This is a genomic window from Tabrizicola sp. (assembly GCF_036781545.1).
Taxonomy (GTDB): Bacteria; Pseudomonadota; Alphaproteobacteria; order Rhodobacterales; family Rhodobacteraceae; genus Tabrizicola.
Genome location: NZ_DAIQAT010000018.1, coordinates 24,522 through 38,982 on the forward strand (window position 1 = coordinate 24,522; position 14,461 = coordinate 38,982).

General features: G+C 66.4%; 14 protein-coding genes. 7 read left to right on the top strand and 7 right to left on the bottom strand.

The annotated features are described in order from the left end of the window. Positions 1 to 5 precede the first annotated feature (5 nt). Entirely contained in the window at positions 6 to 740 is a 735-nt protein-coding gene (locus V7Q39_RS05395; RefSeq protein ID WP_333815545.1) for a Crp/Fnr family transcriptional regulator, read from the bottom strand. A gap of 99 nt (positions 741 to 839) precedes the next feature. Between V7Q39_RS05395 and V7Q39_RS05400 the strand changes: the two genes are divergently transcribed. Continuing rightward, positions 840 to 1,184 (top strand): hypothetical protein, encoded by a 345-nt coding sequence (locus tag V7Q39_RS05400; protein ID WP_333815546.1) that lies wholly within the window; start codon positions 840 to 842, stop codon positions 1,182 to 1,184. A gap of 3 nt (positions 1,185 to 1,187) precedes the next feature. On the opposite strand, the gene V7Q39_RS05405 is transcribed toward V7Q39_RS05400, so the two are convergent. The 4 genes from V7Q39_RS05405 to V7Q39_RS05420 are packed head-to-tail and all read right to left on the bottom strand — an operon-like array spanning position 1,188 to position 6,127. After that, positions 1,188 to 2,723, bottom strand: coding sequence for an indolepyruvate oxidoreductase subunit beta family protein (locus V7Q39_RS05405; RefSeq protein WP_333815547.1), 1,536 nt, complete (start codon positions 2,721 to 2,723; stop codon positions 1,188 to 1,190). After that, on the bottom strand, positions 2,720 to 4,867 hold the full coding sequence (locus V7Q39_RS05410; RefSeq protein ID WP_333815548.1) for an indolepyruvate ferredoxin oxidoreductase subunit alpha: 2,148 nt from the start codon (positions 4,865 to 4,867) through the stop codon (positions 2,720 to 2,722). Before V7Q39_RS05410 ends, V7Q39_RS05405 begins: the two co-directional genes overlap by 4 nt. 1 nt (position 4,868) lies before the next feature. Continuing rightward, the gene (locus V7Q39_RS05415) at positions 4,869 to 5,333 is read right to left on the bottom strand and encodes a MarR family winged helix-turn-helix transcriptional regulator (RefSeq protein ID WP_333815549.1); all 465 of its coding nucleotides are present in this window, start codon (positions 5,331 to 5,333) and stop codon (positions 4,869 to 4,871) included. Between the two features lie 2 nt (positions 5,334 to 5,335). Beyond that, positions 5,336 to 6,127 (bottom strand): cyclase family protein, encoded by a 792-nt coding sequence (locus V7Q39_RS05420; RefSeq protein ID WP_333815550.1) that lies wholly within the window; start codon positions 6,125 to 6,127, stop codon positions 5,336 to 5,338. Positions 6,128 to 6,331: 204 nt separating this feature from the next. On the opposite strand from V7Q39_RS05420, the gene V7Q39_RS05425 reads away from it, so the two are divergent. Next, positions 6,332 to 7,555 carry a GTP-binding protein gene (locus V7Q39_RS05425; RefSeq protein WP_333815551.1) on the top strand — a complete coding sequence of 408 codons (1,224 nt, stop codon included), beginning with the start codon at positions 6,332 to 6,334 and terminating at the stop codon, positions 7,553 to 7,555. A 124-nt stretch (positions 7,556 to 7,679) separates the two neighbouring features. Here V7Q39_RS05425 and V7Q39_RS05430 read toward each other — a convergent pair whose 3' ends face one another. Next, positions 7,680 to 8,399: a GntR family transcriptional regulator gene (locus V7Q39_RS05430; protein WP_333815552.1), complete on the bottom strand. Its 720-nt coding sequence runs from the start codon at positions 8,397 to 8,399 to the stop codon at positions 7,680 to 7,682. 154 nt (positions 8,400 to 8,553) lie between these two features. On the opposite strand from V7Q39_RS05430, the gene V7Q39_RS05435 reads away from it, so the two are divergent. The 5 genes from V7Q39_RS05435 to V7Q39_RS05455 are packed head-to-tail and all read left to right on the top strand — an operon-like array spanning position 8,554 to position 13,226. Continuing rightward, positions 8,554 to 9,438, top strand: coding sequence for a dihydrodipicolinate synthase family protein (locus V7Q39_RS05435; protein ID WP_333815553.1), 885 nt, complete (start codon positions 8,554 to 8,556; stop codon positions 9,436 to 9,438). Positions 9,439 to 9,440: 2 nt separating this feature from the next. After that, entirely contained in the window at positions 9,441 to 10,673 is a 1,233-nt protein-coding gene (locus tag V7Q39_RS05440) for an NAD(P)/FAD-dependent oxidoreductase (RefSeq protein ID WP_333815554.1), read from the top strand. A 10-nt stretch (positions 10,674 to 10,683) separates the two neighbouring features. Continuing rightward, positions 10,684 to 11,700, top strand: coding sequence for a proline racemase family protein (locus tag V7Q39_RS05445; RefSeq protein ID WP_333815555.1), 1,017 nt, complete (start codon positions 10,684 to 10,686; stop codon positions 11,698 to 11,700). A 14-nt stretch (positions 11,701 to 11,714) separates the two neighbouring features. Next, positions 11,715 to 12,464: an SDR family NAD(P)-dependent oxidoreductase gene (locus tag V7Q39_RS05450; RefSeq protein WP_333815556.1), complete on the top strand. Its 750-nt coding sequence runs from the start codon at positions 11,715 to 11,717 to the stop codon at positions 12,462 to 12,464. A gap of 9 nt (positions 12,465 to 12,473) precedes the next feature. Then, the gene (locus V7Q39_RS05455; protein ID WP_333815557.1) at positions 12,474 to 13,226 is read left to right on the top strand and encodes an SDR family NAD(P)-dependent oxidoreductase; all 753 of its coding nucleotides are present in this window, start codon (positions 12,474 to 12,476) and stop codon (positions 13,224 to 13,226) included. Positions 13,227 to 13,744: 518 nt separating this feature from the next. Here the strand turns inward: V7Q39_RS05455 and V7Q39_RS05460 are convergent. Further along, positions 13,745 to 14,461 (bottom strand): FadR/GntR family transcriptional regulator (locus V7Q39_RS05460; RefSeq protein WP_333815558.1); only part of this gene is annotated, 717 nt, incomplete at its 5' end.

Consider the following 14,461-nt stretch of genomic DNA (forward strand, 5'->3'; position numbering starts at 1 on the left):
GATGCCTAGAGGATCGGTCGCACATCATGTTTCTTCTTATCGATCTGGGCCAGGTCGGACAACTTGGCAGGGTCATGCACCACCAGCCGCCGGGCCGCCACTTCGACAAGCCCCGCCTGGCGCAGCGCGACGATGCGGCGGTTGGTGTGGACGATGGACAGGCCCAGCGCATCGGCAAGGTCCTGCTGGCGGAATGGGAACGGGACCGAGCCGCCCTCTTCCATCCCCAGCGCGACCAGACGCTGCCAGATACGCGACAGTGCCCAGGCGACACGCTCCAGCGCGTCGCGCTGACCAAGCGTCGCGACGGTCTCGCCCAGAAAATGTTCCTCCACCGCCGCGATCCATGTCAGATCATAGGCGCGCTCGGGCTGATTGACGAACAGATTCCAGATCTGGCCGCGCGGGAAGGTGCAGAGCGTCATGTCGGTCAAGGCGGTGACGCTGTGGCGACTTTCACCCATCAGGCCGGATTGCAGGCCCAGCAGATCGCCCGGGAAGATGAAGTTGATGACCTGGCGCCGCCCGTCCTCGAGAAGAAGCGAGCGCACGGCCATGCCGGACAGGACGGTCTGCAGGATCGGCGATTTCTGGCCCTGCGACATCACATCCTGGCCTTGGGGCACGTCGATCTCGCCCTTCTTGAAGCGGCGCATGAAGGCAAGCTCGTCGCGCGACATCGGAACGAAAAGCGGCTTGCAGCGCAGGGGACAGTCCAGACAGTCCGTTACATGTGACATGCGGGTTTCCTTACCGGCTTATCACAGGTTAATGCGCCGATCCCCGCAATGTTCCACTGCTCGCGCGGTTGGTCAATCGCGCAAAGGGTGCCGCAATCTATGGAAGTCTTTATCGTCGGGCCGGACCAGATCGTCGCGCAGGACCTTGCGGATGCGATCAGGGCCAACGACCCGGACGCGCGCGTGCGGGTGTTTCGCCGGGCCGAGGAGGTCATCGCAAGGCTGGCCACGGAACCGCCCACGGCAGTGATCCTGCACCGCGAGCCGGAGGGCTTTCCCGAGACCGCCTTGGGCCGGGCCCTGGCGACGGACGGCATTCCACACGGGTTCCTGAGCACGTCCGGAGAGATGGGCGGCGCGGCGATCCTGGCCTCACCCTTTACCGAGGCGACGGTGGCCGCCCTGCTGGAAGAGCTGACGGGCACCCGGCAGCGGGGCGGCTGACCCCTACAGGAAGCTGCGGATCGTCGCGATGGCGCCGTCCAGCGCCTTGCCTTCCTCGTCCTTCAGCGCGGCCTCGCGCAGGCGGCGGGCCCAGTCGGCGGCATCGTCACGGTCCTTGACCAAGGCGATGGCGGCGAGGACCTTGTCGAATTTCGAGAGCCCGCGGGCATGGGTGTCGGAGTAGCCCTTGACCAGTCGGCGGCAGCGGATGACCTCGACCGCAAGGTCATAGTTCTGCGGCAGGTGGCCCAGCGCGGTGGCGAGCCAGGCCTCGCGATGCGCCGTCTCGGTCGCGTGGCGAAGGGATTTCAGGCGCCAGCCTTTCATCCCGCCGAGGGTGTGCAGCATCAGGAAGCCGCGCAAGCTGTCGGTGCGCAGGCGGCGGCCCTTGTTGAAGAGGCGGTCGACCAGCGCCATCCGGCGCGGGTTCGCGGCCCAGCGCGCACCCATGCGAGCGGGGAGAAGCGAGACCAGTTCCTCGGCCCTTGGGTGGAGGAATTCGGTGACGTGGAGAAGGTGTTGGTCCTTCGCCCCCATCTCGCCGGCGATGCGGGCCATGCGGGCAGCGCGGGTCTTCTCGCCGGCGACGCGGATGATGTCGTCATAGGCCATCGCGTTGGCGAGGTGCTTTGCCGCTTCTCGCGTCAGGTCGAAGGGGGTGCGGTCCCGGGTCAGGATCTGCTCCAGCCGGTCGAGATAGGCGCGGCCATAGGCAAGGTCCTGAAAATCGACGACCTTGCGCAGGCCGGGACGGGCCAGTTCGGCGACGGGCGCGGGCAGTCGGTCGATGCGGGCGGTCAGCTTTGCCCATTCGGCGAGCAGGCGGTCAGGACCCCTGGGGGCATCGCCGGTCTTCGGTTTGGGCGCAGCGGCCTGCGAAGTGCCCGACCTGGCGGCCTCGTATCCGGCGGCGAAGGCTTTCAGCGATGGTCCTACGCCCTTGCCGCCCTTGGCAATAGCGGCCTCGAAGGCCTCACGCGGGAAGGGCAGGGCTTCGGAGGCGGCAAGCGCGCCGAAGAGGCTGGCAGAGATGACGGAGCCCTGCGCAATGGCCAGCGCGTCGAAATCAGCGGCGATGACGCGGCGGGCGGCGACTTCAGCGGCGGCAAGGACCTCGGCCCCGTTGGCGATGCCATCGCCGGGGACCGTCTTCTCCGACACCGCCAGCGAGCGGTGGGTGGAGGTGATCAGCGTGGTGCGGTCCGGGGTGACGAAGCCACGGATGATCGACCGACCGGCCTCCATCAGCTCGGCGGTGATCATGATGTCGACATCGCCCGCCGAGGGCATGAGCGAGAAGACCGGGGTGCCCTGCGCGGCGGGGGCCATTTCGATGTAATAGACGGTTGCCCCGGTGCGTTGGGCGACCCCGGCGACGCTGGTGGCCTGTGCGGCATAGCCGTTGGCGCGGGCGAGATCCTCGATCCAGCCGGTCAGGACGCCACCGCCCTGCCCGCCGACGGCGAGGAGGGCGAGCTTGATGATCCCTTGGGTGGCGGGGTCGATGGGGCGGGGGTCGAAGCTGGGATGGACGGTCATTCGGCGGGTCCGAAGCTCAGGCGGCGGGCATCGCGGCGGTGTTGCAGCCAAGTGATGACGTTGCTGCGGAAGCGGGCGAAGCTGCGCTCCCACCGGCCGGGGTTATGCACCACGTCGGCGCGGTAGAACGACGGGCAGAGGATCGCGGCATCCGCGACCTCGCCGCAGTTGCCGCAGCCGACGCAGGACTGGTCGATACTGGCCACCGGATCGTCGCGCAGCGGGTCGTCCAGGCGTTTCAGCGACAGCGAGGGGCAGCCCGACAGGCGGATGCAGGCATGGTCGCCGGTGCAGATCGCCTCGTCCACGCCGAAGCGCGGGGCCTCGACCCGGCGGCCCTCCTTGATGGCCTTCTGGGTCAGGGGCTTCTCGCGGCGCTGCTTGTTCAGCATGCATTCGGAAGAGGCGACGATGACCTTCGGGCCCTTCTCGGGGGTGGTCAGTGCCTCGCGGATCGTGTCGCGCATCTTCGCCACGTCATAGGTGCGGTCGATCTGGCGCACCCAGTCGATGCCGATGCCCTTCAGCGCCTTCTGGATCGGGTTCTTGGTGGCCTTCGACGCATTCTCGGCCCGGGAGGACATGACATCCTGCCCGCCCGTCGCGGCGGAATAGTAGTTGTCGACGATGATCGCCACGCCGTCCGACCGGTTGAAGGCCATGTTGGTGAAGCTGGACGACAGGCCATTGTGCCAGAAGCCGCCGTCGCCGATGATCGCCACCGGACGCTTCTCGCCGCCGCCGTCGAAGGCGCCGTTCGCGGCCGGGCCGAGGCCGTAGCCCATGGTCGCCCCGCCGATCTCGAACGGGGGAAGGCTGGCGAAGAGGTGGCAGCCGATGTCGGCGGCGATCTGGTGCTTGCCAAGCTCCTTCTCCACCAGCTTCATCGCGGCGAAGATCGGGCGCTCCGGGCAGCCGGTGCAGAAGCCGGGCGGGCGGATCGGGACAGTCTTGGTCAGGTCAGGGATCGCCGGGCGGTCGACGTTCGGGGCGCGGACAGAGGCGGGGAGCATTCCGGGCGCGGCCTGGCGCATGAAACCTTCCACCGCGTCCAGCATCACGGCACCGGTGTATTCCCCGGCCATCGGGAACAGGCCCTTCCCGTGCAGTTTCACCTGCGACCCGGCACGGTAGAGAAAGCTGCCGAGCTGGGTTTCGATGAATTCGGGCTGGCCTTCCTCGATGACAAGGATGTTGTCCTTGCCTTGGCAGAAGTCGAGGAATTCGCCGGAAATCAGCGGGTAGGTAACATTCAGGACGTAGATCGGTACCTCGCTCGCGCCGTAGATGTCGGCGAGGCCCAGCCGTTGCAGGGCGCGGATCAGACCGTTGTACATGCCGCCCTGCACGACGATGCCAAGGGGCGCGTCCTTCGGACCGAAGACCTCGTTCATGCGCCGGTCGCGGATAAAGGCCTCGGCGGCGGGCCAGCGGTTCTTCACCTTGTCCTGCTCATGCGCAAAGGACATCGGCGGCAGGACGACACGGTTGAAATCGCTGCGCGGGCTGGCAAGGGCATCCCTGACCGTCAGGGCGGGGCGCCGGTTGTCCTGCGCGGTAAAGGTGCCGGTGATATGGCAGGACCGGATGCGGACCATCAGCATGACGGGGGTGTTCGACGCTTCGGACAGGTCGAACCCGTCCTTCACCGCCTGCACGATCGAGGGCAGGTTCGGGCGCGGGTCCAGAAGCCACATCTGCGCCTTCATGGCAAAGGGGTGGGTGCGCTCCTGCATGATCGAGGAGCCTTCACCATAATCCTCGCCCACGATGACCAGCGCCCCACCGGTCACGCCGGACGAGGACAGGTTAGCCAGTGCGTCGGAGGCGACGTTCACGCCGACCGGGCCCTTGAAGGCCACCGCGCCCCGGATCGGATAGTGGACCGACGCGGCCAGCATCGCCGCGGCGGCGGCTTCGTTGGCGTTGGCCTCATACCGCACGCCAAGTTCGGCCAGCAGGTCCTCGGCATCGGCCAGGACGTCCATCAGGTGGCTGATCGGTGCACCCTGATAGCCGCCGACATAGCCGACACCGGATTCGAGAAGCGCCTTGGTGATGGCGAGGATGCCTTCGCCGGTGAAGGTCTCGCCCTCACCAAGCTTGAGGTCCTGAACCTGTGCCTTGAAGCTGCGTTCGGCCATGTCAGATCTCGTGCTTGCGGATGTTGACCAGCATCTTCTGCAAGGTCGCGACGAAGGCCTGACGTTCGGCGGCGGGAACGCCGCGGAACATCCGTTCCTGCGCTGCATGCATATGCGGCCAGAGGTCGGCAAAGACGGCGCGGCCCGCATCGGTGATGACGACCCGGACCGCGCGGTTGTCTGTCGCATCGGTCTCGCGGCGGATCAGGCCTTCGGATTGCAACTGGTCCAGCGCGCGGGAGAGGGTGGATTGCTCGGTCACGGTATAGACGGCGAGTTCGCCCACCAGCGGGGCATCTACCACCGACAGCACGGCAAGGGCGCGGGCTTTCGGAGTGGTCAGGCCAAGACCGGCCAGTTCCTCACGAAAGCCCGCGTTGTAGCGGCCCATGATCCGGTTCATGAGATAGGGGGCGAAATTGGTCAGGCCGATCTCGCCCAACCCCCGGGGGGCCGCGCCGTCCACCCTCAGCTCCGGGGCACGAGCGCCAGCGCGCGGATGGGCGAGCCGGTGCCGTTCTTGATCTTCAAGGGCGCGGCGATCAGGATCGCCCCCTTGGGTGGCAGCTTCGACAGGTTGGCCAGCGAGGCGAGGCCGAAGCAGTTGTTCTTGTGCAGCAGATTATGCGCCGGGAAGGGCGGATTCATGCCCCCCGCCTGCCCTGCGTCGGTGCCGATGCACTGGCTGCCCCAGCCGGTGATGCCCTTGTCGATCAGGTATTGCACGACCTCGGCGGTTGGTCCCGGCGTATGGGGGCCGGTTTCGTTGGCGTTGAGGAACTTCGCCTCGTCATCGGCGAAACGGTCCCAGTCCGAGCGCAGGACCACCCATTCCCCCTTGCCGATGGCGCCATGCTTCGCCTCCCAGGCCTTCACATGGTCGATGGTCAGCAGGAAATCCGGGTCCGTCGCGCATTCCTTCGAGAAGTCCAGCACGTTGACCGGGGCCACCAGCCGCTGCACGTCCAGCGTATCGGTGTAGCCGTCGGCATAGTCCTTGCCGGTGATCCAGTGGTGCGGCGCGTCGAAATGGGTGCCGGAGTGTTCGCCCAGCTCCAGCCAGTTCCAGGCCCAGAACGGACCATCCTTGTCGTATTCGCTGATCCGATGGATCTTGATCGGCGGCGTGTCCTTCGCGAAATCCGGCGGCAGCTTCAGAAGCGGCGTGTCGGGGCCAAGGCTGCCGGAGCAATCCACCACTTCGATCCCGCCCGAGGCGATCATCGCGCCCAGTTGCGCCAGAACGTTTCCTGCTGCCATCGCAATCCCTCCCAACGGTGACATGCTTTCGATGCAGATTTGATAGGGTCACTTAAATGCAAATGCAAATATTTTGATGAGCGGGCCGGCAGGAAGGGCTCCAGCGTCGGCTGCCGACGGGCCCCAGAATGAAAACAGCATTGCGGAGCGCCGAGCCGCCCGCTAAGTAGCGTAATGTAATATCATTACGTTTATGAGGACGCCATGCCGACCAGCCAGCCAAAGGGCGACAAGCGTCTGCCCGTCACCGTCCTGTCCGGGTTTCTCGGAGCAGGCAAGACCACGCTTCTGAACCATGTCCTGAACAATCGCGAGGGGCGGCGGGTCGCGGTCATCGTCAACGACATGTCCGAGGTGAACATCGACGCCGATCTCGTGCGCGACGGGGCGGAACTGAACCGGGCCGAGGAGAGGCTGGTCGAGATGACCAACGGCTGCATCTGCTGCACCTTGCGCGACGACCTGTTGCAAGGTGTCCACAAACTCGCCGCCGAGGGGCGCTTCGACTACCTGCTGATCGAAGGCACCGGGATTGCCGAGCCGCTACCGGTCGCCGCCACGTTCGATTTCCGCGACGGGAACGGCAACAGCCTGTCGGATGTGGCCCGACTGGATACGATGGTCACCGTGGTGGACGCGATCAACCTGACCAAGGATTTCTCCAGTCACGATTTCATTGCCGACCGTGGCGAAAGCCTCGGCCCGCAGGACGAGCGCAGCCTGGTCAACCTGCTGACCGACCAGATCGAATTCGCCGATGTGGTGGTGCTGAACAAGATCACCGATGCCGGGCCCGGGCGCGCGGATCAGGCGCGCAGGATCATCCGCGCGCTGAATCCTGATGCAAGGCTGATCGAGGCCGATTTCGGTCGCGTGGCACCCGAAGCGATCTTCGACACCGGATTGTTCGATTTCGACAGGGCGCATCTGCATCCGATGTGGGCCAAGGAGCTTTACGGCTTTGCCGACCATATGCCGGAAACCGAGGAATACGGTATCTCCTCCTTCGTCTATCGCGCCCGCCGACCCTTTCATCCCCGCAAGATCTACGACGTGCTGAACGGTGATCTGCCCGGTGTGATCCGGGCCAAGGGGCATTTCTGGATCGCCTCGCGCCCCGACTGGGCGGTGGAGTTCAGCCTGGCCGGGGCGGTGTCGTCGGTGACGCCATTGGGTGGCTGGTGGGCGAGCGTGCCGCGTGACCGCTGGCCCACCCACCCCGAGGCATTGCGAGAGATCGCCGCAGTCTGGGAAGACCCCTGGGGCGACCGGCGGCAGGAGCTGGTCTTCATCGGGGCCGGGATGGATCAGGCGGCGCTGATCGCCCGTCTGGATACCGCTTTGGTGGAGACAGCCGATTTCAGCCCGGAGACCTGGGGGAACCTGCCCGATCCCTTTCCGCAATGGGACCGGCGCCGGGTCGCGTGAACGGGATGGCACGAAGCCTTGTCACGTCGCTTCGGTGCCGGACCTGGCCCCGCCGGGGGCGTTGACCGAAGTCCCGGCGGGCGCCACGGCCTTTCGCCTGTTCCGATGCCCTGCCTGCTCGCGGTCAGGCCGCCGGGCCGAATGAGACGATGGGCGCGTCCTTCAGGTAGTTCTGCTTCAGGTAGCTGATGAAGTTATCCCTGAACTGCCTTGTATGGGCATGGGCCAGCACATCGGCCCGGGCCACGTCACGGTCGCGGATCGCGGCAAGCATGTCGTCGTGCTCGTCGGTCAACAGGACCTCGCCGTCGCCCTGTTCCAGATAGGCGAAATGCAGATGCAGCATCCGTCGGCCCTGATTCAGCAGGCGCTCGTAAAAGGCGGCAAGGTAGGGGTTCCGCCCGGCATGGGCGATGGCCATGTGGAAATTCTTGTTCGCCTCGGACATCGCCAAGTGGTCGCCCTTGCTGACCGTGGCCAGGAATTCCTTCTGCCGCCGGGCGATGGTTTTCAGGTCCAGATCGGTCCGCAACTCGGCCGCAAGGCGGGTGTTCATCCGCTGCGCCACGTCCAGCGCCTCGACGTATTTCGGGAAGCTTTGCAGGTCGATAGGGGCGACGACGGTGGAGCGGTTGGATAGCGTGACAACCAGGTCGTCGCCTGCCAGCCGGATCAGCGCCTCGCGCACCGGCGACCGGGACATGCCGAAGCGTTCGGCCAGCGAGGTTTCGTCCAGCACCGCGCCGGGCTCCAGGTCGAGCGACAGGATCTCGTCGCGCAGGGTCTCATAGGCGAACCTGACGCCCGAGCCCTTGACCCGTTTCGGTTCCGTCTCATCGCGCATGGCGGCCCCTCCCGGCTTTCGCGAAGCATAGCGGAGGGGTGCGATCAAGTCGACACGGTATACTCTCATGTTGACGTGTCGTCACTATGTCGTCATGATGCGCGCGGATCGAAACGGCGCCGCACCGCTGCCTTTCAGGAGAGGAACCACCCCGATGTTGAAGCTTTCCGGCGTCATGCCCGCGCTTGTCACGCCCTTCGATGCGAAGGGGCAGATCGACTTCATGTCCTTCGAGAAGCACCTGACCGCCCTCCGCGCAGCCGGGGTTTCCGGCTGGGTGCCCTGCGGGTCGTCGGGTGAATACAACCTGATGAGCGACGACGAACGCGACCAGGTCCTGCGCTTCGTCAAGGATTTCGCCAAGCCGGGCGAGACGCTGATCGCCGGGACCAACGCCCCCTCCACCGCCGGGGTGATCGCGAACACGCAGCGCGCGAAGGACATGGGCTATCATGCCGTCCTCCTCGCCGTGCCGTTCTACACCAAGCCGACGCAGGCCGAAATCATCCGCCACTTCAACGCGGTGATCGACGCGACCGGCATGAACGTCGTGCTCTACTCCTATCCCGGCAAGGACGGCGTCGAGATCGAATACGAGGCGCTGGATGCGCTGGCCGACAATCCGCGGATCATCGGGATCAAGGAAAGCTCGGGCGTGATGCAGCGGGCCATCGGGATTTCGCAGCGCTATGCCGGGCGCATCCAGCTGGTCTCCGGCTCGGACGATATTGCCTGGGACTTCATGCATTGGGGCGCCGACAGCTGGATCTGCGGCCCGGCCAACTGCATGGCGAAACCGGTCTGCGAGATGGATGCGGCCTTCCGCAAGGGCGACCATGCCCGGGCGAAAGAGATCATGCAGGCGGTCTGGCCCGCGATGAACGTGCTGGAATCGGGCAAGTTCGTGCAAAAGCTGAAATACGGCTGCGAGTTGCAGGGCAACCCGGTGGGCGAGTGCCGGATGCCCTTCGGCCCGCTGACCGATGCCGAAAAGGCCGAGTTCGCGGCGGCGATGCAGCCGATCATCAACTGGAAATAATCATGACGACTGTTGTTGTCGGGGCCGGGATCATCGGCACCGCCATCGCGCATGATCTGCAAAAACGCGGCCGTCAGGTGGTGCTGGTCGACCGCGATGCGCCGGGCAAGGGGGCTTCCTTCGGCAACATGGCCTCCATCGCGGTGACGGAGTTCATGCCGGCCTCGCGTCCCTCGGTCTGGAAGCAGATTCCGGGCTGGATGCTGGACCCTGAAGGGCCTGTGCGGGTGCGGCCCGGATACATGCCGAAGCTGGTGCCCTGGTTCCTGCGCTTCATCGCCGCCTCGCGTCCGTCGAAGCTGCGGGAACTGGAGGCGCAGGGGGCGGCTCTGTGCAGCCGCGCGCTGGATGACACGCTGGCGCTGTTGCGCGAGACGGGGCTTGCGGACCAGATCAGCGAGGAAGGCTGCCTGTCGCTTTACACCGACGAGGCCGAATTCAAGGCCGACCGCGACCATATCGAGATTCTCGAACGCTTCGGTTTCCCGCATGAGGTGATCGGGCGGCAGGCGATCAAGGCGCTGGAACCGGAACTGTCGGACAAGATCGGGATGGCGGTGCTGTTCCCGCAGAACCGGTCAGTGAAGGACCCCTACAAGCTGGTGCTGGCGCTGGCCGAACGGTTCGTCGCGCTGGGGGGCCGGATCGAAACGGGCGAAGTCGCGGGCTTCACTCGTGGAGAGGCCATCCGCGAGGTGGTGCTGAAGGGTGGCCGCAAGCTTCCGGCCGACGAGGTGGTGATCTGCGCGGGTGCCTATTCGGCGACACTCGCGAAGGATCTGGGCGAGCCGATCCCGCTGGAGACGGAGCGGGGCTATCACACCCAGATCATGGCCCCGGGGATCTCGATGAAGCATTCGATCATCTGGCCCGCAAAAGCCTTCATGGTGACGCCGACGGCGGGCGGCATCCGGGTGGGCGGGACGGTCGAGATGGCCGGTCTGGACGCAGTCCCGGACTATCGCCGGGCGAAGATCACCGTGAAGCGGGCGAAGGAAGCCCTGCCGAACCTGGCTTGTGCGGATTTCACCGAATGGATGGGCCACCGCCCTGCCCTGCCGGATACGGTGCCGATCCTCTCGTCCAGCATGAAGACGAAAGGGCTGTTCTACGCGACCGGCCACGGGCATCTTGGCCTGACCTATGCCGCCACCACGGCGCGGCTGATGGGAGAACTGATCACCGGGGCGAAGCCCGCGGTCGATCTGCATCCCTACCGGGTGAACAGGTTCTGAGGGGGACAGAATGCGCTGGAGCCGGACGATACAGACGGTGGACGTGCACTGCGAAGGCGAGATCGGGCGGGTGATCACCGGGGGGGTTCTCAACATCCCCGGCGCGACGATGGTGGAAAAGCTGCTGCACCTGAACACGGTGGACGACAGCCTGCGCCGCTGGCTGTGTTCCGAGCCGAGGTCAGGCCCGGCCGGGTCGTTCTGCCTGCTGACCCCGGCCTGCGACCCGCGCGCCGATGTCGGCTTCATCGTGCTGCAACCGGACCAGGCCCATGCGATGTCGGGCTCGAACGCGATCTGCGCGACGACGGCGCTCTTGGAAACCGGGATGGTGCCGATGGTCGAGCCGGAAAGTGTGGTGCGGCTGGACACGGCGGCGGGGCTGGTGACGGCAACGGCAACCTGCGAGGGCGGCAAGGTGGTGAAAGTCACGCTGGACATGCCGCCCGCCTTCGTGGCGCAGCGGGATGCGGTGATCGAGACGGCGGAATGGGGACCGGTGCGCTATGATCTCTGCTTCGGCGGGGTGTTCTATGCGCTGGTCGATGTGGCGCAGATCGGGCTGACCATCGCACCGAAAAATGCGCGGGCCCTCGCAACCATCGGGGTGGAGCTGAGAAGCCGGATCGCGGCGGTGGAACCGGCAGCTCATCCTGTAGAGCCTGCCTTGAGCGGGCTGGCCTATGTGATGTTCCGCTCTGACGAGCCGGACGGGGCCTTGCGGACCTGCACCACCCTGCGCCCCGGCCGGGCAGATCGGTCGCCCTGCGGGACAGGGTCAAATTCCAGCATGGCGGTGCGCCACGCGCGCGGGCTGGCGAGGCCGGGGGAACGGGTGGTCTCGCGGTCGATCATCGGCGGCGAATATGTGACGGAGTTCGTCGAGGAAACCTCGGTCGGGCCGTACAAGTCGGTGCGGAACCGGGTGTCCGGGCAGGCCTGGATCTACGGTATCAGCCAGATCGGGCTGGACCCGAGTGACCCGTTCCCGCTGGGCTTCACCCTGTCGGACACCTGGGGCGGATAGAACGGGGGCGGCTGATGCTGGCTGGGCAGACGATCCTTGTGACGGGCGCGACCGGGGCCATCGGGCAGGCGATCTGCCGGTGCTTGGTGGCTGAAGGCGCGCGGGTGGTGATCCACTATGGTCGCAATAGGGCAGCGGCAGAGGGGTTGCTGGCCTCGCTGGGCGGCAAGGGGTCCATCATAGCGGCGGATCTGTCGCAGCCCGAGGCAGCGACCGCGCTGTGGGATGCGGCATTGGCGGCCGAGGGGCGGATCACCGGGCTGGTCAACAACGCGGGCATCCGCTCCGAGGTGTCGGTGGAGGCTCCGCTGTCTGAATGGCAGACGGTGTGGGACCGGGAGATGCGGGTCAACTTCCTGTCCGCCGTCGACCTGACCCGCGCGGCGATCCTTCATTTCCGGGAAACGGGCGGCGGGCGGATCGTCAACATGGCCAGCCGGGCCGGGCAGCGGGGATACGCCTCAAACGCGATGGCCTACGGGGCGTCAAAGGCGGCGCTGATCAACCTGACGAAGTCGGTCGCCCAAAGCCACGGGGCCGAGGGGATCACGGCGGTCGCGCTGGCGCCGGGCTGGGTGCGGACCGAGATGGCCGAGGCCTTCATCGCGCAGCACGGCGAGGCTGCGGCTCTGGCGGGGATACCCATCGGCCGGATGGCCGCACCAAAGGAGATCGGCGAGCTGGTGGCCTTCTGCTTCCGGCCGAGCCAGGCGTCCTTGAACGGGGCGGTGCTGGACGTGAACGGCGGCAGTTATCTGCGGTAGGAGAGCGGGATGCGGTTTCAGGACAAGGTCGTGGTGGTGACGGGGGCCGCTGGCGGGATCGGGACGGCGATTGCCCGGCGGTTTGCCTCGGAAGGTGCGCGGGTGGTGGTGACGGACGTGAATGCCGAGGGGGTCGAGGCGACGGCCGCGGCGATCCGGGCCGGGGGCGGCCCCGCGCGGGGGGTGGCGAGCGACATCTCGAAGGCGGACGGCTGCAAGGCGGTGGTCGCGGACGTGCTGGCGGAGGAAGGGCGGATCGACGTCCTGTGCAACAACGCAGGCGTCAACCGGCGGGGGGCTTTGCTGAGCTTGACCGCGGAGGACTGGGACCTGTCCTTCGCGGTGAATATCGACGCGATGTTCCATCTGTGCCAGGCGGCGCTTCCCGGCATGATCGCGCAGGGGGGTGGGGCCATCGTCAATACCGCCTCGCAATGGGGGCTGTATCCGGCGCCGGGTCACATCGCCTACAACGTGACCAAGGCCGCCGTCGCCAGCTTCACCCAGAATCTCGCCCGGGATTATGCGCCGCAAAAGATCCGGGTGAATGCGGTCTGCCCGGGAGAGATCCACACACCGATGCTGGAGGCGGGGGTGAAGCGGTCGGGGCGGACGATTGCGGACCTTGACAGGCTGGTCCCGTTCGGGCGGATCGGGAAGCCGGAGGAGGTGGCGGCGCTGGTGGCCTTCCTGGCCTCGGACGAGGCGGCCTTCATGTGCGGGTCGCTGGTCGAGATCACCGGGGCGCAGGCGGTGGCATGAACCTGCCCGCGCGTGGGCAGGTTTTCGGGTCGTTTGGAATCAACGTGTTGGCTGCGGGCATTCACAATCGTTTAGGGATTTGGGTGCGCCTGTGTCGGTGGGGTGGCACCCACCCTACCAGGTCGCTGCCTCCATCATCCTGACAGATGTCCAAGAGACAAGGGTGCGTGAAAACCCACCCTACGCTTGCTGGTGGAGAGTAGGGCACTTGCGGCGGCTGGGTTGCGGACGGTTGGCCGGCGCTTCGGAACATGAGCGCTCACACGCAAGCCTTTCCTCTCGCCTCTGCGCGCCAAGGGCGCGCAACCGGCTCCGGCCGTCGGGGGCGCTTCGCCCCCCGAACCCCCAGAGGATATTTGGGCAAATGTGAAAGATGCGCGAGGCGATGGTCGGAGCGGCGGCGCGTCCTGAGGGGGACCAAATCCGCGAGGGCGTGCCAAGCGACGCATCGAAAGGTCCGCGGATCGGCACCGCAGCTTTATAAAGCCCTGTCCCATGCGATCCGACAGGGTCTTCCGTCAGCGGGTGAGGCTTGCCATGGTGACCGCGGCGGCATCCGCGTCGCCGCGTTCGATGGCGCGGATCAGGGCCTCGTAACCGGGGGCGCGGGCGGCGGCGAGGCCTTCGGGCGGGGCGGCGCGGTCGTTTGTGAGGCTGGCCAGGACAGAGACGGCCACGCCGAATTCCAGGATCGCGGAGGCGGCGCGGAGGAAGGGGTTGCCGGAAGCCTCGGCCACGACACGATGGATTTCGAATTCGGCCATGGCGAAGGGTTCGGGCTGGTGGGACATCACCGCGCGCTGGTTCAGCCAATAGTTGAGGAGGCGGACGTGCTCGGCCTCGCGGTGCCGGGCGGCCAGCTTCGCGGCCTCGACCTCCAGGCTTTCGCGGATGGTCTGGAACGAGGCGAGGAAGGCGGGCGAGGGGCCGCTTTCCAGTTTCCAGGCCAGAATCTGGCGGTCGAAGAGATTCCAGCGCGATTGCGGCAAGACGCGGGTGCCGACCTTGGCGCGGGCCTCGACCAGGCCTTTCGCCTCCAGCGTCTTCAGCGCCTCGCGCAACACGGTGCGGGAGACGCCGAAGCGATCCATCATCTCGGCGTCCCCGGGAAGGCCGGAGCCGACGGGCATGTCGCCGGCGACGATGGCGCGGCCGACCTCGTTGATGACGTAGGAATGGTAGTTCCGCGCCGCTGGTCGCCCGGAGAGCGTTCGGATCAGGCTCCCGGGTTCGCT